17 protein-coding genes are annotated in these 14,895 nt (G+C 53.1%); 8 read left to right on the top strand and 9 right to left on the bottom strand.

From position 1 onward, the window contains the following. Nucleotides 1-61: 61 nt before the first annotated feature. Genes ftsX through ftsY form a run of 3 tightly spaced genes read right to left on the bottom strand, consistent with a single transcriptional unit; the run spans nucleotide 62 to nucleotide 3,310 of the window. Nucleotides 62-1,120 carry a permease-like cell division protein FtsX gene (gene ftsX / locus G4551_RS01240; RefSeq protein ID WP_003837835.1) on the bottom strand — a complete coding sequence of 353 codons (1,059 nt, stop codon included), beginning with the start codon at nucleotides 1,118-1,120 and terminating at the stop codon, nucleotides 62-64. Continuing rightward, nucleotides 1,113-1,781: a cell division ATP-binding protein FtsE gene (ftsE, locus tag G4551_RS01235; protein ID WP_003023420.1), complete on the bottom strand. Its 669-nt coding sequence runs from the start codon at nucleotides 1,779-1,781 to the stop codon at nucleotides 1,113-1,115. The genes ftsX and ftsE overlap by 8 nt, the downstream gene beginning before the upstream one ends. A gap of 2 nt (nucleotides 1,782-1,783) precedes the next feature. Continuing rightward, nucleotides 1,784-3,310, bottom strand: coding sequence for a signal recognition particle-docking protein FtsY (gene ftsY / locus G4551_RS01230; protein WP_003837834.1), 1,527 nt, complete (start codon nucleotides 3,308-3,310; stop codon nucleotides 1,784-1,786). A 276-nt stretch (nucleotides 3,311-3,586) separates the two neighbouring features. On the opposite strand from ftsY, the gene rsmD reads away from it, so the two are divergent. Then, nucleotides 3,587-4,183, top strand: coding sequence for a 16S rRNA (guanine(966)-N(2))-methyltransferase (gene rsmD, locus G4551_RS01225; protein ID WP_003837832.1), 597 nt, complete (start codon nucleotides 3,587-3,589; stop codon nucleotides 4,181-4,183). Then, nucleotides 4,173-4,448 carry a DUF1145 family protein gene (locus G4551_RS01220; RefSeq protein ID WP_003023415.1) on the top strand — a complete coding sequence of 92 codons (276 nt, stop codon included), beginning with the start codon at nucleotides 4,173-4,175 and terminating at the stop codon, nucleotides 4,446-4,448. Before rsmD ends, G4551_RS01220 begins: the two co-directional genes overlap by 11 nt. 52 nt (nucleotides 4,449-4,500) lie before the next feature. Here the strand turns inward: G4551_RS01220 and G4551_RS01215 are convergent, their stop codons facing one another. The 4 genes from G4551_RS01215 to G4551_RS01200 all read right to left on the bottom strand — a co-directional run bounded on the left by G4551_RS01215 (nucleotide 4,501) and on the right by G4551_RS01200 (nucleotide 6,978). After that, entirely contained in the window at nucleotides 4,501-5,010 is a 510-nt protein-coding gene (locus G4551_RS01215; protein WP_099975503.1) for a DUF1240 domain-containing protein, read from the bottom strand. 1 nt (nucleotide 5,011) lies between these two features. Next, on the bottom strand, nucleotides 5,012-5,896 hold the full coding sequence (locus G4551_RS01210) for a hypothetical protein (protein WP_231501062.1): 885 nt from the start codon (nucleotides 5,894-5,896) through the stop codon (nucleotides 5,012-5,014). A gap of 6 nt (nucleotides 5,897-5,902) precedes the next feature. Continuing rightward, nucleotides 5,903-6,382, bottom strand: coding sequence for an Hcp family type VI secretion system effector (locus tag G4551_RS01205; protein ID WP_003837826.1), 480 nt, complete (start codon nucleotides 6,380-6,382; stop codon nucleotides 5,903-5,905). Between the two features lie 236 nt (nucleotides 6,383-6,618). Next, on the bottom strand, nucleotides 6,619-6,978 hold the full coding sequence (locus G4551_RS01200) for a DUF2500 domain-containing protein (protein ID WP_003837824.1): 360 nt from the start codon (nucleotides 6,976-6,978) through the stop codon (nucleotides 6,619-6,621). Between the two features lie 141 nt (nucleotides 6,979-7,119). On the opposite strand from G4551_RS01200, the gene G4551_RS01195 reads away from it, so the two are divergent. Together G4551_RS01195 and zntA are read left to right on the top strand one after the other, a co-directional pair. Next, complete coding sequence (locus tag G4551_RS01195) at nucleotides 7,120-7,746, top strand: lysoplasmalogenase (RefSeq protein WP_003827558.1); 627 nt, start codon at nucleotides 7,120-7,122, stop codon at nucleotides 7,744-7,746. A gap of 74 nt (nucleotides 7,747-7,820) precedes the next feature. Further along, nucleotides 7,821-10,019, top strand: coding sequence for a Zn(II)/Cd(II)/Pb(II) translocating P-type ATPase ZntA (gene zntA, locus G4551_RS01190; protein ID WP_003837820.1), 2,199 nt, complete (start codon nucleotides 7,821-7,823; stop codon nucleotides 10,017-10,019). A 93-nt stretch (nucleotides 10,020-10,112) separates the two neighbouring features. Here zntA and tusA read toward each other — a convergent pair whose 3' ends face one another. Beyond that, nucleotides 10,113-10,358 (bottom strand): sulfurtransferase TusA, encoded by a 246-nt coding sequence (gene tusA / locus G4551_RS01185; RefSeq protein ID WP_003023404.1) that lies wholly within the window; start codon nucleotides 10,356-10,358, stop codon nucleotides 10,113-10,115. 168 nt (nucleotides 10,359-10,526) lie between these two features. Here tusA and G4551_RS01180 point away from each other — a divergent pair, with 168 nt between their 5' ends. Then, a complete protein-coding gene (locus tag G4551_RS01180; RefSeq protein WP_003837818.1) occupies nucleotides 10,527-11,192 on the top strand; it encodes a 7-cyano-7-deazaguanine/7-aminomethyl-7-deazaguanine transporter in 666 nt (221 codons plus the stop codon). Nucleotides 11,193-11,264: 72 nt separating this feature from the next. Then, the gene (locus G4551_RS01175) at nucleotides 11,265-11,822 is read left to right on the top strand and encodes a DcrB family lipoprotein (protein ID WP_003837816.1); all 558 of its coding nucleotides are present in this window, start codon (nucleotides 11,265-11,267) and stop codon (nucleotides 11,820-11,822) included. Nucleotides 11,823-11,825: 3 nt separating this feature from the next. Here the strand turns inward: G4551_RS01175 and G4551_RS01170 are convergent, their stop codons facing one another. After that, nucleotides 11,826-13,043, bottom strand: coding sequence for an MFS transporter (locus G4551_RS01170; protein WP_003837814.1), 1,218 nt, complete (start codon nucleotides 13,041-13,043; stop codon nucleotides 11,826-11,828). A 133-nt stretch (nucleotides 13,044-13,176) separates the two neighbouring features. On the opposite strand from G4551_RS01170, the gene G4551_RS01165 reads away from it, so the two are divergent. Further along, entirely contained in the window at nucleotides 13,177-14,226 is a 1,050-nt protein-coding gene (locus tag G4551_RS01165) for an AI-2E family transporter (protein ID WP_003837812.1), read from the top strand. A gap of 62 nt (nucleotides 14,227-14,288) precedes the next feature. Beyond that, nucleotides 14,289-14,867, top strand: coding sequence for a 4'-phosphopantetheinyl transferase AcpT (gene acpT, locus G4551_RS01160; RefSeq protein ID WP_003837810.1), 579 nt, complete (start codon nucleotides 14,289-14,291; stop codon nucleotides 14,865-14,867). The last annotated feature ends 28 nt before the right edge of the window (nucleotides 14,868-14,895 follow it).

The raw sequence follows: 14,895 nt of genomic DNA, 5'->3' as shown, positions 1-14,895 counted from the left end.
AGGGACTCTTTCCCTGCAGAGCGAACTACTCAGTGCAGGGAAAGATTATACCAGAGATTTTTTAATCGGGGGTAAAGTGGCGTAAATGTTGAACCGTGGCAAGCCAGGCTGCCACCCAGCCAATCATCGAGCACACCAGCAGCAATAACAGGCATTCATCGAATGATAAGCCATTGATATCAAACTTGGTTCCAAATACCTGTGCCACTTCAGTCACCGCTGACGACAGACGCATCACCAAAATTTCTGACAAAATCAGTGAAAGAAATGCACCGGAAAAACCGAGCAGTGCCCCACCGTAGAGGAACGGACGCAGGATAAATCCATCCGTCGCGCCAATCAGTTTTTGCACGTTAATGGTATCGCGACGCGCAAAAATACTCAGACGCACGCTGTTACCGATGACGAGGAAGACCGCCGCTACCATCAGCACGCCAATCATCGCGGAAACGCGTCCGACAAGGCCCGTCAGCGCCGCCAGGCGAGCGAACCAGCTGTCATCCATCCGCACTTCATCAATACCGTTGATTTGTGCGATACGGTCACGCAGCGTGTTTAGCGACTCCGTACCCTGGAAGTCCAGTTTCGGGATCACCACCGCCACAGCCGGCAGCGGGTTCTCTTCCAGCATATCCAGCGCACCGCCAAATCCAGACCAGTTACGGAATTCGCCCAGCGCGTCGTCACGGGAAAGATAATTCACTTTCTCCACGCCCTGCTCGGCCTGCAACTGACCAACCACCCGCGCCGCCGCATCATCATCCAGCGTTTTTTGCAGGTAAACGGTGATCTGCGGGGACGGATAATACTGGCTTGCTGCATGGTTTACGTTCTTATAAACCATGTAGCACACGCTTGGCAGCGTCAGGGAGATGGCAATAACCATCACCGTCAGGAATGTCGCCAGCGGCTTGCTTTTCAGGTCCTGTAACGCGCCCTGGAACGCATAACGTACCTGCTCATTAAAGACATTGGTTTTACGCGAGTTCGGCTTTGGCGCGGCCTTCGCACGCTTAGGCGCGTTGCGACCGCCGTCACCCGGCGCACCGCCCGATTTACGAAAGCGATCCAGTCGGCCACCGAACTGTTTGATTTGGTTAATAGCGTCACGTCTATTCATGCGCCAGGCCTCCATGCAGATGTCCATCGCTCAGAACCATTTGGCGATAGGAGCGACGGGAGATCAGGCCAATATCGTGCGTGGCCATTAATACCGTGACCCCGACGCGGTTAAACTCTTCGAACAGGCGCAGGATCCCTTCCGACAGCGCGTCATCCAGGTTCCCCGTTGGTTCATCCGCCAGCAGCACCGCTGGTTTATTCACCACCGCACGGGCAATGCCGACGCGCTGTTGTTCACCGCCAGAGAGCTGAATCGGGAAGTTTTTCGCTTTGTCCAACAGCCCGACCTTATCCAGCGCCGCTGACACGCGACGACGAATATCGTCCCCGCTGGCGCCCGCGATGATCAGCGGAATTGCCACGTTATCAAACACGGTTCTGTCCATTAGCAGGTGGTGATCCTGAAAAATCATGCCAATCTGACGACGCAGAAACGGCACTTCGCGGTTTTTCAAACGGCTGATGTCATGCCCGCTAAAGTAGATTTTCCCGGCGCTGGGCCGTTCAATTCCACAAATCAGCTTCAGCAGGGTACTTTTCCCCGCGCCGGAGTGGCCGGTCAGAAACGCCATCTCGCCAGGCTGCATATGGAAGGTCACTCCCTGCAGCGCTTGTCTCCCACCGAGATAGGCCTTGCTGACATGTTCAAAGCGAATCATTGTTAATCCTCTCGGGCAAAAAGTGCCTCTATAAAATCGTCCGCTTTAAACGGACGTAAATCCTCGATACGTTCGCCCACACCGATATAACGGATAGGGATGCCAAACTGATCGGCAACCGAGAAGATAACCCCGCCCTTCGCCGTACCATCCAGCTTGGTCAGAGTGATACCGGTTAAGCCCACCGCTTCATGGAACAGTTTGGCCTGGCTTATCGCATTCTGCCCGGTGCTGGCGTCGATAGTCAGCATAACTTCATGCGGCGCATCTTCGTCCAGCTTCTTCATGACGCGAACGATTTTTTTCAATTCTTCCATCAGGTGCGATTTATTCTGCAAACGCCCTGCGGTATCAGCGATCAGCACGTCTACGTTACGCGCCTTCGCCGCCTGGATGGCATCAAAGATAACGGACGCGGAATCCGCACCGGTATGCTGAGCAATCACCGGAATATTATTACGCTGACCCCAGACCTGCAGCTGTTCTACCGCCGCCGCACGGAAAGTATCGCCCGCCGCCAGCATTACTGATTTACCCTGCTGTTCAAACTGACGCGCCAGCTTACCAATAGTGGTGGTTTTGCCCACACCGTTGACGCCAACCATTAAGATAACAAATGGTGTTTTGCCCTCAACATTCAGCGGTTCGTCAACCTTCGCCAGAATCTCGCCCATCTCTTCTTTCAGCAGGCCGTACAGCGCTTCCGCATCTTTAAGCTGCTTGCGGCTGGCACCTTCTGTCAGATTCGCAATGATCTTACGGGTCGTTTCTACGCCCACATCGGCGATCAGCAGTTGCTCTTCCAGCTCTTCAAACAGATCATCGTCGATCTTTTTACCACGGAACAGACTGATAAATCCGGAACCTAGGTTTTCTTTTGTTTTCAGCAGGCTGCGTTTTAGTCGCGCAAAGAAACCTTCTTTGGTTGGTTTTTCCTGCTCCTGGACTACCTCTTCTTCTACCGGTTCTTCTACAGCAGGTTCTTCTACCGGCACCACCATAACCGCTTCTTCAGCAGCCTCAGCGGCCAGCGCCTGGGCTTCCAGCTCTTCGTCGGTCAGTTGCGGCTCGTTTTCAGCTTCTTCTTCAGCCGCCTCAACAATTTCCACTGTTTCCGCTTCGGCCTGCCACTCTTCGGCAGAAACTTCTTCGGTTTTCACCTCTTCCGGCAGCGGCAATTCTTCGCGTTCGATAACCACCGCCGCTGGCGTTTCCACTACAGTTTCAGCAACGGGTTCAGCAACCGGCTCAATTTCCGGCTGCGCTTGTTCGGCGACAGGTTCTTCTTCCGGCTGCAGTTTCTCAATTTCCGCAACCTGTTCAGTTACTTCAACGACTTCAGCAGCAAAGGCTTGCGTTTCCGCCTCGCTACGGGTTTCCTCGGCGCGCGGCTGTTCTTCAACGACGGTAGTTTCTTCAGCAACCGGTTGTTGTTCTTCGTTTTTTACTTCTGTCTCGTTTTCCGGTGCCTGCTCTTTTTGACCAAAGCCCAGCCAGGAAAAAAAGCCACGTTTTTTCTCTTTCGCCATTTGCGACTACACTCCCCCGCTGTTGCTTCATGGCACAGCGTCAACGCTATGTACATAGCAGCTAAAAAAATGATGAAATAGTCTATCACTTATACCCAATGAATTTCGAGTTACGTCAAGGCGGCAAGCGCACGAATCCCGATGAGCTTACTTTTAGTAAGTGATTCGGGTGAGTAAGTGCAGCCAACGAAGAGATAACTTGAAAGGCGACGGGTTAACTTAACTCACATCACCGCCTGGAATGACATGCTATAGGCGGATTGAGCAATAATAGAAATGAAAAAACCGAATCACTCTGGTAGCGGCCAGATCCGCATTATTGGCGGGCAATGGCGTGGCCGTAAACTCCCGGTTCCGGACAGCCCCGGCCTGCGTCCGACCACCGACCGTGTGCGCGAAACGTTGTTTAACTGGCTGGCCCCGGTAATGGTCGATGCTCACTGTCTGGACTGCTTCGCCGGCAGCGGCGCGCTGGGGCTGGAAGCCCTCTCTCGCTATGCGGCAAATGCGACGCTTCTGGAGATGGATCGCGCGGTATCTCAGCAGCTACAAAAGAACCTCGCCACCCTGAAAGCCTCCCATGCCCGCGTCGTCAATACCAATACGCTGACATTTTTGGCTCAGACGGGTACGCCGCATAACGTGGTATTTGTGGATCCGCCGTTTCGCAAAGGGTTACTGGAAGAAACATTAACACTTCTGGAAACTCATGGCTGGCTGGCAAATGAAGCGTATATTTACGTTGAAAGCGAAGTAGAAAACGGTTTGCCGCCGGTTCCGGTGAACTGGTCGCTATACCGTGAGAAAGTTGCCGGACAGGTCGCCTATCGCCTGTACCAACGTGAAGCACGAGGAGAACACGATGTTGATTAACCTGGGACGCCTGCTGATGCTGTGCGTCTGGGCATTTTTACTACTGAATATTTTCCAACCCTTTCCACGCCCGCTTAACATCTTCGTTAACGTCGCACTGATATTTATGGTGCTGATGCATGGCATGCAGCTGGCGCTACTAAAAAGCACCATGCCTAAAGATGGCCCGCAGATGACCAACGGAGAGAAAATCCGTATTTTTCTGTTCGGCGTCTTTGAGCTACTGGTGTGGCAGAAGAAGATTAAAGATCAGTTGAAGAAATAACGGCGATCTTTTCGCCCGGCGGCGCGTTGCGAGCCGGGCCTGTTAAACACCATCACGGTGGTGATACGCCGTCCAGCTGATCTTTCAGTTTTGGAATATCTCTACTGGCTCTTGTTTTCCGCAGGTGTTTCACCTGCTCGCAAATCTCTTCGGTCCGGGTGTAATAGGTGCCAGACGTCGGGCCTGGACGCTCGCATAAAACATAGTTAGTACCAAGAGGATAAAAAATAACAATAAAAGAGAGGATATTTCCAACAACAAACCCTACACCCGCAACATGGATACCGATAGTAAATACCCTGTCGAAGAATTTGGGCGGCTGCATGCTTTTCGTAAAGGTCACGTAGGCAATACATAAAGTAAAGAAAAAACCCACAGGAAACATCAGCAGCAGAGAAAATGACCCCCAGAAAAAATAAACAATGCTCCTGGATTCAATAAGATCGGTAATGTCTGGCACACTGGCGTGATAAAACCCCCAACTAATCCCACCAACAAAAAGCATAAAAAAAAACGACTTACATCTTTTCTTAATATTCTCCAGATTAATATTAAAGCTCATATCAATAAATTCCGCCGTAAAGTGAACCGCTATATCCCGAGTGTCGAGAGTTCCACTCTGCAATTTTTTGCTGCTCTTTCATCCCCTCACAAATACACGCTATAAGTTTGTCTGACAGCTCGTATTTTTCGTCCACTTCATTGAGGATATAAGCAATAAAGAAACCTAATGCAACAGCACAAACAATTTCTCCCCAAACCGGAACTGCTGCGCTCGTTACAATACATGAAGATAAGAACAACACAGGGGTTCTCCCAGCTAATTTGGAGGCAAAAACACTCACAATCACCTTCGCCACATCCATCGTCACGTTTCCCAGCAATGCGGCAACGTCATGTTCGGATTTAAACACCAGCTCAATGAACCGCCAGCATGCGGAAAACCAGATGCAGAATCTGGCCCCTGACATTATGCCATTTCGAAACCCGGCGCTGCCAATGCCCACTTCAAGTACTTTAGGATGATTTATCCGGTAACGGGTGCCGTTAAGAATGCGCCGCAGAGAAGGGTAGCCCGTAATCTTCACATACAGCTTTCCCTGATAAGCATATTGCGTTGCTTTAATCCCAAGGCCTTTTAAGGTAAAGACAATCTTCCCGGCCTGCTGATAAGAAAAAAGCTTTAGCAGTTTTTTCGTCGCATCAGCCGTATCTTTGATATTACCGGCATAATTCGTCGAAAAACTGACGGGTTTACTGCCCAGTAAATCATCAATCACGCCCTGAGCCTCTTCAAGCGTTAGCAGCATAATGTGTTGTGTATTGCTATTCAGGTTATTTTTCAGCGTTCTGATTTCGTTCTCGATACGCTGATTACGCTGCCAGTTATTTCCTCTAAGAATATCTTCACGATGATTCCCTATCCAGTCATAATAGCTTTCCATCATTGCTCCTTAAAAAATTCGCTCATCCCAAAGGCTGTATGCGCTGGTTCCAGCAATAAGATGTTCCCAGGAAATAGACTCGTAAGACAGTTCAATGATTTCTTCTGGCTGACCCGCACTGTCATCGATGGTATGAGGCACCTGCAAATGGATGCTGGATATTCTGGCATTGATAAGTTTTAGTACGTAATAACACTCGTTTAAACCCGCCGGACTCGTGCGATAGAAGCTAAATTCACAGCTCAATATTTCATTGTCTGTTATGGCTTTTCCTAACAAAGGCGAGGATTTATCTACCGGCTTAATAAATGTCAAACATTGATGGTTCACATTTTGCACCCGGCTCATGCCATGGTTAACTGTCATTACCATTATCTGGTCACGATGGGCAGGTTGTGATTTATTTCCGATTGAACTTACCGAAGCACATCCAGCAGAAATCAAACCCTGCGCCTGCCCATTTAAGGCCAGCCACATTGTATTCGCCATATAAATTCCTTAGTCTATTTTTTAAAATATTTATATATACGATGAAGTTGAAATAGCAGAATAGTGAAAGGCGGGTGGAAAAATAGTGATGCAATCGATGTTTTTAGGTAAGCAATAAATATGTAACCTACAAAATAATTATCGAGAAATTAATAAAAAATATACTTCATAAGCATTATATATTTAATTTAAATTTATTGTCGGCGCTGACGCGATAAACACAGCGCCGATCGGCATTATTGCACCGGCGTAAACCCCTCAAAACGCGAACCTTTGTAACTTAGCGTGCCTTTATCCCCGACCGTTAGCGCATGGTACTGCTGAGCATCCAGACGAAACGTCTGCTCCAGGCCGCCGTTTTGTGGCTTAAAGCTGGCTTCATAGCGCATGCTGGTTCCCGCCGGGCTCACTTCCTGTTGACGGGATCGTCGATCGTTAAGCGGTTTTTCCCGTTTGTTACTCACCACCACCTGCTTTTGCACCAGCGGCGCCGCATCATTATCGGCTTTTTCACGCCGCTGCTGAACAAAGCGAAACGACGCGGCGACAACAATTAAGATAATGATAACAATGAAAAAAAGTGGTGGTTTGCTCATAGTATTAACCCATCAGAAAATGCGGAAATAAGCATACATTGCCCGTTATGGTGTTGTCATCTGGCAGTGTCGACCTCTACACTGGACAGTAGAGCCGTAAGCACCCCGCTTACGAAAAAATAACGAATTCAAGGAACTAAGATGCTTTGGTCGTTTATCGCTGTCTGCCTTTCCGCATGGTTGTTCGTGGATGCTTCCTATCGTGGGCCCGCCTGGCAACGCTGGGTCTTTAAACCCCTGACGTTACTCCTGCTGGCGCTGCTGGCCTGGCAGGCGCCAATGTTTAACGCTATCAGTTACCTGGTACTGGCTGGTCTGCTGGCCTCGCTGCTGGGCGACGCGCTGACGCTATTGCCGCGCCAACGCCTGCTGTACGCAGTTGGGGCATTCTTCCTGTCGCATCTGCTGTATACCATTTACTTCGCCAGCCAAATGACGCTGTCATTCTTCTGGCCTTTGCCGTTGGTGCTGGTGGTACTGGGGGCGTTGCTGATCGCCGTGATCTGGACGCGTCTGGAAGAGCTGCGTGTCGCTATCTGCACCTTTATTGGCATCACGCTGATGATGGTCTGGATGGCCGGTGAGCTGTGGTTCTTCCGCCCGACCGCTCCGGCGCTGTCGGCATTTATGGGCGCATCGCTCCTGTTCATCGGCAATATTGTCTGGCTGGGTAGCCATTACCGTCGTCGCTTTCGCGCCGATAACGCCATTGCCGCCGCCTGCTACTTCGCCGGACATTTCCTGATTGTTCGTTCGTTGTATCTTTAAAACGCTTGACTCTGGAGTCGACTCCAGAGTGTATCCTCCGGTTAATACGAAATGATTATCAACCGGAGGATGCCATGTCGACACCTGATACCAGTGGCAAAAAGGCCCCACAATTTTCTTCTTTCAAGCCAGCGCCTGCGCCACAAAAGGCGGATGACTGCTGCTGCGAAGGAAGCTGCTCCACTACACCGCCCGTATCCGATACCGTACTAGGTACCCGCTATTCTTGGAAAGTGGCGGGCATGGACTGTGCAGCCTGCGCCCGCAAAGTAGAGAATGCGGTCCGCCAGGTCAGCGGCGTCAACCAGGTCCAGGTTCTGTTCGCCACTGAAAAACTGGTGGTCGATGCCGGTTCCGATATCCGCCAGCAAGTTGAAAACGCGGTGCAAAAAGCAGGCTATACCCTGCGCGATGAGCACGCGACGGACGCCGCCCCCGAGTCACGTTTTAAAGAAAACCTACCGCTGATTTCGCTGATTATCATGATGGCGATTAGCTGGGGGCTGGAGCAGTTCAATCATCCCTTCGGTCAGATAGCGTTTATCGCCACCACGCTGGTCGGTCTGTATCCCATTGCCCGTCAGGCCCTGCGTCTGATGAAAACCGGCAGCTACTTTGCCATTGAAACATTGATGAGCGTGGCCGCCATTGGTGCACTGTTTATCGGCGCGACGGCGGAAGCCGCCATGGTGCTGCTGCTGTTTTTAATTGGCGAACGCCTGGAAGGATGGGCCGCCAGCCGTGCCCGTAAAGGGGTCAGCGCACTGATGGCGCTCAAACCGGAAACCGCCACGCGCCTGCGTAACGGCGAGCGCGAAGAGGTGGCTATCAATACCCTCCGGCCTGGCGATGTTATTGAAGTTGCCGCGGGTGGGCGTTTACCTGCCGACGGCAAACTGGTTTCCGGTTTTGCCAGCTTTGATGAAAGCGCCCTGACCGGCGAATCGATCCCGGTTGAACGCGCCACCGGCGAGAAAGTCCCGGCAGGTGCCACCAGCGTGGACCGTCTGGTTACGCTGGAAGTGCTCTCCGAACCGGGCGCCAGCGCCATTGATCGTATTCTGAAGCTGATTGAAGAAGCGGAAGAACGTCGCGCCCCCATTGAGCGCTTTATTGACCGTTTCAGTCGAATTTACACTCCAGCCATTATGGCGGTTGCGTTGCTGGTCACCCTCGTACCGCCGCTGCTGTTTGCCGCATCCTGGCAGGAGTGGATTTATAAAGGACTGACGCTGCTGTTGATTGGCTGTCCTTGCGCACTGGTGATTTCAACCCCCGCAGCCATTACCTCTGGCCTTGCCGCCGCGGCGCGTCGTGGAGCGTTAATCAAAGGCGGTGCCGCGCTGGAACAGTTGGGTAGAGTCACACAGGTGGCGTTTGATAAAACCGGCACCCTGACCATCGGTAAACCGCGCGTCACAGCGATTCATCCGGCAAGCGGTATTGGTGAAGCTGAACTGCTGGCACTGGCGGCAGCAGTAGAGCAAGGTGCGACACACCCGCTGGCACAAGCGATTGTCCGGGAAGCACAAACACGCGAACTGACTATTCCTGTCGCAAGAGAGCAACGGGCTCTGGTTGGCTCTGGAATTGAAGCGCTGGTCGACGGCGAGCGCGTGCTGATTTGCGCCGCCGGTAAGCAGCCTGCTGATGCCTTTGCCGGGCAGATAAGCGAGCTGGAAAGCGCGGGCCAAACGGTGGTGCTGGTGCTGCGTAACGATACTGTACTCGGCGTGCTGGCCCTACAGGACACGCTGCGCGACGACGCTCGCAACGCTATCGCCGAGCTTGATCAGATTGGCGTGAAAGGCGTGATCCTGACCGGTGATAACCCGCGTGCAGCGGCCGCCATTGCCGGTGAACTGGGTCTCGAATTTAAAGCAGGACTCTTGCCGGAAGATAAGGTGCAGGCCGTTACCCATCTCAACCGACAATCGCCGCTGGCGATGGTTGGCGACGGTATCAACGATGCTCCGGCAATGAAAGCGGCTACCATCGGCATTGCGATGGGAAGCGGTACCGACGTCGCGCTGGAAACCGCCGATGCCGCCCTGACCCACAACCGCCTGCGCGGTCTGGTGCAAATGATTCAACTGGCGCGGGCCACCCACGCCAATATTCGCCAGAACATTGCGATTGCGCTGGGCCTGAAGGGGATTTTCCTCGTCACCACGCTGCTCGGGATAACCGGATTGTGGCTGGCAGTGCTGGCCGATACGGGGGCAACGGTACTGGTGACCGCTAACGCGCTGCGGTTGTTACGTAAAGGATAGTTTTTTGCCGGATGACGGCGTGGCCTTATCCGGCCTACGGGTTACACGTTCTTTGTAGGCCGGATAAGCGTTAGCGCCATCCAGCAAACAAAACTAGTGACCTTTACGCAGCAGATAGCGGTACGGCAGCGAGTCGGTCTCTTTGGCCACCAGCTCATGCTCCATAAAGGTACAGAAGCCAGGAATATCGCGGGTTGTTGCCGGATCGTCGGCGACAATCAGCAGTGTTTCACCGGCCTGCATGCCACGTACGGTTTTACGCACCATCATCACCGGTTCCGGGCAGCGCAGTCCCTGGGCATCAAGAGTATGGTCGGGGGAAGTAAACAGGTCGCTCATCGTCGTCTCATTCATACAAAAACGGCGTTATTTTACGCTCTGTTGTGGCGTAAGCCAATCAGGTTAACGATTGCGTGAAAAACAACCATTGCAATGTGCTCTTAAAGCAGTATCATGCGACGGTTTTTTATTGGGTTCCCTCACCCCATCCAACAAAAAGGTCACAATATGACTCCGTTTACACAAACTCAGCGCGTAAAAGCGTTGTTCTGGCTATCGCTATTTCATCTGCTGGTGATCACCTCCAGCAACTATCTGGTGCAGCTTCCAATCTCCATTTTTGGTTTCCATACCACATGGGGCGCATTTAGCTTTCCGTTTATTTTCCTCGCGACCGACCTGACCGTGCGTATTTTTGGCGCGCCGCTGGCTCGACGTATCATCTTTGCGGTGATGATCCCCGCGTTGCTGATCTCCTATGTCGTTTCGTCCCTGTTTTATATGGGATCGTGGCAGGGATTTGGCGCACTGCTGCACTTTAACCTGTTTGTTGCCCGTATCGCCGCCGCCAGCTTTATGGCTTACGCGCTGGGACAAATTCTGGATGTGCACGTCTTTAACCGCCTGCGCCAGAACCGTCGTTGGTGGCTGGCACCGACAGCGTCCACGCTATTTGGCAATATCAGCGATACGTTGGCCTTCTTCTTTATCGCTTTCTGGCGTAGCCCGGATGCCTTCATGGCCGAGCACTGGATGGAAATCGCGCTGGTCGATTACTGTTTCAAGGTGCTGATCAGCATTATTTTCTTCCTGCCGATGTACGGCGTGCTGCTGAATATGTTGCTGAAAAGGCTGGCAGATAAATCCGAAATCGCTGCATTGCAGACGAGTTAAAGGTTCATTTTCCGAGTTGTGATAAGATGGACGAATGAGCCGTTATGGCCGTTTATCGAAAGGAAGAAGTCAATGCGCAATCTGGTTAAATATGTCGGTATTGGCCTGCTGGTTATGGGGCTTGCAGCCTGTGATAATAGCGATACAAAAGCGCCAGCAGAGGGTGCTGCCGCAGAAAGTAGCGCCAGCGGACAACCGGTCAGCCTGCTGGACGGCAAACTCAGTTTTTCCCTGCCAGCGGATATGACCGATCAGAGCGGCAAGCTGGGCACCCAGGCGAACAATATGCACGTCTATTCTGACGCAACCGGCCAGAAAGCGGTGATTGTGATTGTTGGCGACAACACCAACGAAGACCTGGCTGTGCTGGCAAAACGTCTGGAAGATCAGCAGCGTAGCCGCGACCCGCAGCTGCAGGTCGTCACCAATAAATCTATTGAGCTGAAAGGCCACACGCTGCAGCAGTTAGACAGCATCATCTCAGCCAAAGGCCAGACCGCTTACTCTTCCGTAGTGCTGGGTAAAGTGGACAATCAACTGCTGACCCTGCAAATCACGCTGCCTGCTGACGATCAGCAAAAAGCGCAGACTACCGCAGAAAACATCATTAACACGCTGGTTATCCAGTAACGGTTAAGACGATGACGCGGCCTCCGGTGACACCACCTGAGGCCGTTTTTTTAGCCGCCATGTCAGCAATAACGCCACCGCCACCAGCCCAGCTGCCGCCAGATAGATAACCGGCACGCCCGCCCACGTCATTATCAACCCGGCCAGCGGCCCGGTAACCCCCAGCGATAAATCCATAAACACCGTGTAGGTCGCCAGCGCAGCGCCCTGATTTTGCTGCGGGACAGCTTTTACCGCTACCACGCCCAGCGCCGGGAAAACCAGTGAGAACCCAGCCCCAGCCAGCAGAACGCCGATTTTCGCCATCCACGGCATGGAAGCCATCCCGACCAGCAGCAGCCCGACAATCTCGACGCTAAAGCAGATCATCGCCACATTCAGCCCGCCTAAACGGTTGATACCATTTGGGAACAACAGTCGAGTGCCGACAAATGTGCAGCTAAAAAGCGTCAGCGCGAAAGCTGCGCCGTCCCAGCCTTTGGCATCATAAAACAGGGTAATAAACGTGGCGATCACCCCAAATCCAGCGGAGGCCAGCGCCAGCGCCATACCGTACAACCAGACGCGCCCGAGCACCGCGCGAAACGGCAACGGTTTGCCTTTGCTGGCCTTCACCGCAGGACGAGGGAGCGACAGCAGTATCGCCACCAGCGCCACGCCCATCACGGTCAGCGCCAGCCCCTGTAAGCCCCCCCAGGCATAAAACAGAACGCCCAGCGGCGCGCCTATCGCCATCGCGCCATAGGTCACGATGCCATTCCAGGAAATCACCCGTCCGATGTGCATTGAGCCAACTACCCCCACGCCCCACAGCGTAGAGCCAGTTCCGGCAAAGCTCTGCCCAATTCCGAGAATCACCCGCCCCAGACACAGCAGCAGCAGACTAGCCAACGGCCAGCCGTTCGTTGATCCTGCCAGCAAATAGCCCAGACCACTTAAAAAGCAGCCACATAGCCCGAATACCACAATTTTCTTTGGCCCCAGCAGGTCGGCATAGCGACCGGCATGCGGACGGCTCAGCAGCGTAGCGAAATATTGCAGGCTGATAACCAGCCCAGCCCAGAAGGCGCTGAACCCCATCACATCGTGGACGTAGCCCGGCAATACCGCGAGCGGCAGGCCGATGGTCAGATAGCTGGCGAAGTTGAACATCACCACAGAGACAATGCGCAGGTTAAGGCGTAAACCGCTCAGCGTCGGTTCAGCGACGGGTTCGGGCATGGAGGGTCACCACGTTTTCACAACAGTGTTTCATTTCTACCATGTTGCCGCGCAGAAATCAGCAGTCAGTTTAGGAATCTCAGCCGCAAGCCAGCCGCTACACTTAATGCAAAAACGCAAACAGGAAGAAAATATGACAACCGCTCAGCCCGATAAAACGGGTTTGCACATTTTACTCAAACTGGCTGCTTTGGTGGTGATCCTCGCCGGTATTCATGCCGCGGCGGATATCATTGTGCAACTGCTGCTGGCCCTCTTTTTTGCCATTGTATTGAATCCGCTGGTCGCCTGGTTTATTCGCCGGGGAGTACGTCGCCCGGTTGCCATTACGCTCGTAGTGGTGGTGATGCTGTTCGTCCTCACGGCACTTATCGGCGTCCTCGCGTCTTCGATTACGGAATTCATGGCCATGCTACCCAAATACAACAAGGAGCTGACACGTAAGGTCCTGCATCTGCAAGAGATGGTTCCCTTTTTAAATCTGCATATGTCCCCGGAGCGCATGCTACAACGCATGGACTCCGACAAAATAATGACCTTCACCACCACGCTGATGACAAGTCTTTCCGGCGCCATGGCCAGCGTCGTTCTGCTGGTGATGACGGTCGTCTTTATGCTGTTTGAGGTACGTCATGTTCCTTATAAGCTGCGCTTTTCGCTGAACAACCCACAAATCCATATTGCGGGGCTGCATCGGGCGCTCAAGGGCGTATCTCACTATCTGGCACTGAAAACGTTGCTCAGCTTATGGACCGGTGCCATTATCTGGCTGGGTCTGGCGCTGATGGGGATTCAGTTTGCTCTGATGTGGGGCGTGCTGGCCTTCCTGCTAAACTACGTGCCCAACATTGGCTCGGTCATTTCCGCCATCCCGCCCATGATCCAGGCGCTGCTGTTCAACGGCATTTACGAATGCGTACTGGTTGGTGCGCTGTTCCTGGTGGTGCATATGGTTATTGGCAATATCCTCGAACCCCGCATGATGGGGCATCGGCTGGGATTATCGACGCTTATCGTCTTCCTCTCTTTGCTGGTATGGGGATGGCTGCTCGGCCCGGTAGGCATGCTGCTCTCCGTGCCGCTAACCAGCGTGTGTAAAATCTGGATGGAAACGACCACAGGCGGTAGCAAACTGGCAATTTTACTGGGACCCGGCAGGCCCAAAAGTCGATTACCGGGATAAACTTGCAAACAGCATGTGAAGAGTGGTACACAACCCCATTATTACTAAAGGTTAGTCCTGATATGTACCGGATCGTTCATGGGAAAGTTTCTGTTTTAAGCGCTGGCGAACTGCCTGCCGCGATGAAAGAGCAAGCGCCGCAAGGTGTTCGCCGTGCGCGCTGGCTGGCTGGTCGCGTGCTGCTTTCCCATGCCCTTTCGCCATTACCGAACATCATCTATGGCGAGCAAGGAAAACCGGCCTTTTCCGCCGACACGCCGCTGTGGTTCAATCTCAGCCATAGCGGCGATGACATCGTCCTGCTGCTCAGCGACGAAGGGGAAGTCGGCTGCGATATTGAAGTTATTCGCCCGCGCGATAACTGGCAAACGCTGGCAAATACGGTATTCAGTCTTGGGGAACACGCTGAAGTTGAAGCCGAACACCCGGAGCAACAGCTGGCGGCGTTCTGGCGCATCTGGACGCGTAAAGAAGCTATCGTGAAACAGCGCGGCGGCAGTGCCTGGCAAATCGTCAGCGTCGACAGTACCGCACTGACCTCCTCACTCTCCGTCAGCCAGTGCCAGATCGATACCCTGAGCCTGGCGGTTTGCACCCCCACGCCATTTACCCTGACCGCCGACGCCGTACACAGGCTGTAATGTTTTCATTCCCGTGCGCCGCCGCGCA

This window comes from Citrobacter freundii ATCC 8090 = MTCC 1658 = NBRC 12681 (assembly GCF_011064845.1).
In the GTDB taxonomy this organism is placed as follows: Bacteria; Pseudomonadota; Gammaproteobacteria; order Enterobacterales; family Enterobacteriaceae; genus Citrobacter; species Citrobacter freundii.
The sequence above is the reverse complement of the archived record's forward strand: the minus strand, read 5'-3'. Positions and strand labels throughout refer to the sequence as shown.

Bases quoted from the DNA above. Each gene is read 5' to 3' on its own strand.
- ftsX (WP_003837835.1), bottom strand. From the start codon at position 1,120: ATGAATAGACGTGACGCTATTAACCAAATCAAACAGTTCGGTGGCCGA.
- G4551_RS01180 (WP_003837818.1), top strand. From the start codon at position 10,527: ATGACTCCGTTTACACAAACTCAGCGCGTAAAAGCGTTGTTCTGGCTA.
- rsmD (WP_003837832.1), top strand. From the start codon at position 3,587: ATGAAAAAACCGAATCACTCTGGTAGCGGCCAGATCCGCATTATTGGC.
- G4551_RS01165 (WP_003837812.1), top strand. From the start codon at position 13,177: ATGACAACCGCTCAGCCCGATAAAACGGGTTTGCACATTTTACTCAAA.
- ftsY (WP_003837834.1), bottom strand. From the start codon at position 3,310: ATGGCGAAAGAGAAAAAACGTGGCTTTTTTTCCTGGCTGGGCTTTGGT.
- G4551_RS01170 (WP_003837814.1), bottom strand. From the start codon at position 13,043: ATGCCCGAACCCGTCGCTGAACCGACGCTGAGCGGTTTACGCCTTAAC.
- G4551_RS01210 (WP_231501062.1), bottom strand. From the start codon at position 5,896: ATGATGGAAAGCTATTATGACTGGATAGGGAATCATCGTGAAGATATT.
- G4551_RS01215 (WP_099975503.1), bottom strand. From the start codon at position 5,010: ATGAGCTTTAATATTAATCTGGAGAATATTAAGAAAAGATGTAAGTCG.
- G4551_RS01175 (WP_003837816.1), top strand. From the start codon at position 11,265: ATGCGCAATCTGGTTAAATATGTCGGTATTGGCCTGCTGGTTATGGGG.
- G4551_RS01220 (WP_003023415.1), top strand. From the start codon at position 4,173: ATGTTGATTAACCTGGGACGCCTGCTGATGCTGTGCGTCTGGGCATTT.
- tusA (WP_003023404.1), bottom strand. From the start codon at position 10,358: ATGAGCGACCTGTTTACTTCCCCCGACCATACTCTTGATGCCCAGGGA.
- acpT (WP_003837810.1), top strand. From the start codon at position 14,289: ATGTACCGGATCGTTCATGGGAAAGTTTCTGTTTTAAGCGCTGGCGAA.
- ftsE (WP_003023420.1), bottom strand. From the start codon at position 1,781: ATGATTCGCTTTGAACATGTCAGCAAGGCCTATCTCGGTGGGAGACAA.
- zntA (WP_003837820.1), top strand. From the start codon at position 7,821: ATGTCGACACCTGATACCAGTGGCAAAAAGGCCCCACAATTTTCTTCT.
- G4551_RS01200 (WP_003837824.1), bottom strand. From the start codon at position 6,978: ATGAGCAAACCACCACTTTTTTTCATTGTTATCATTATCTTAATTGTT.
- G4551_RS01195 (WP_003827558.1), top strand. From the start codon at position 7,120: ATGCTTTGGTCGTTTATCGCTGTCTGCCTTTCCGCATGGTTGTTCGTG.
- G4551_RS01205 (WP_003837826.1), bottom strand. From the start codon at position 6,382: ATGGCGAATACAATGTGGCTGGCCTTAAATGGGCAGGCGCAGGGTTTG.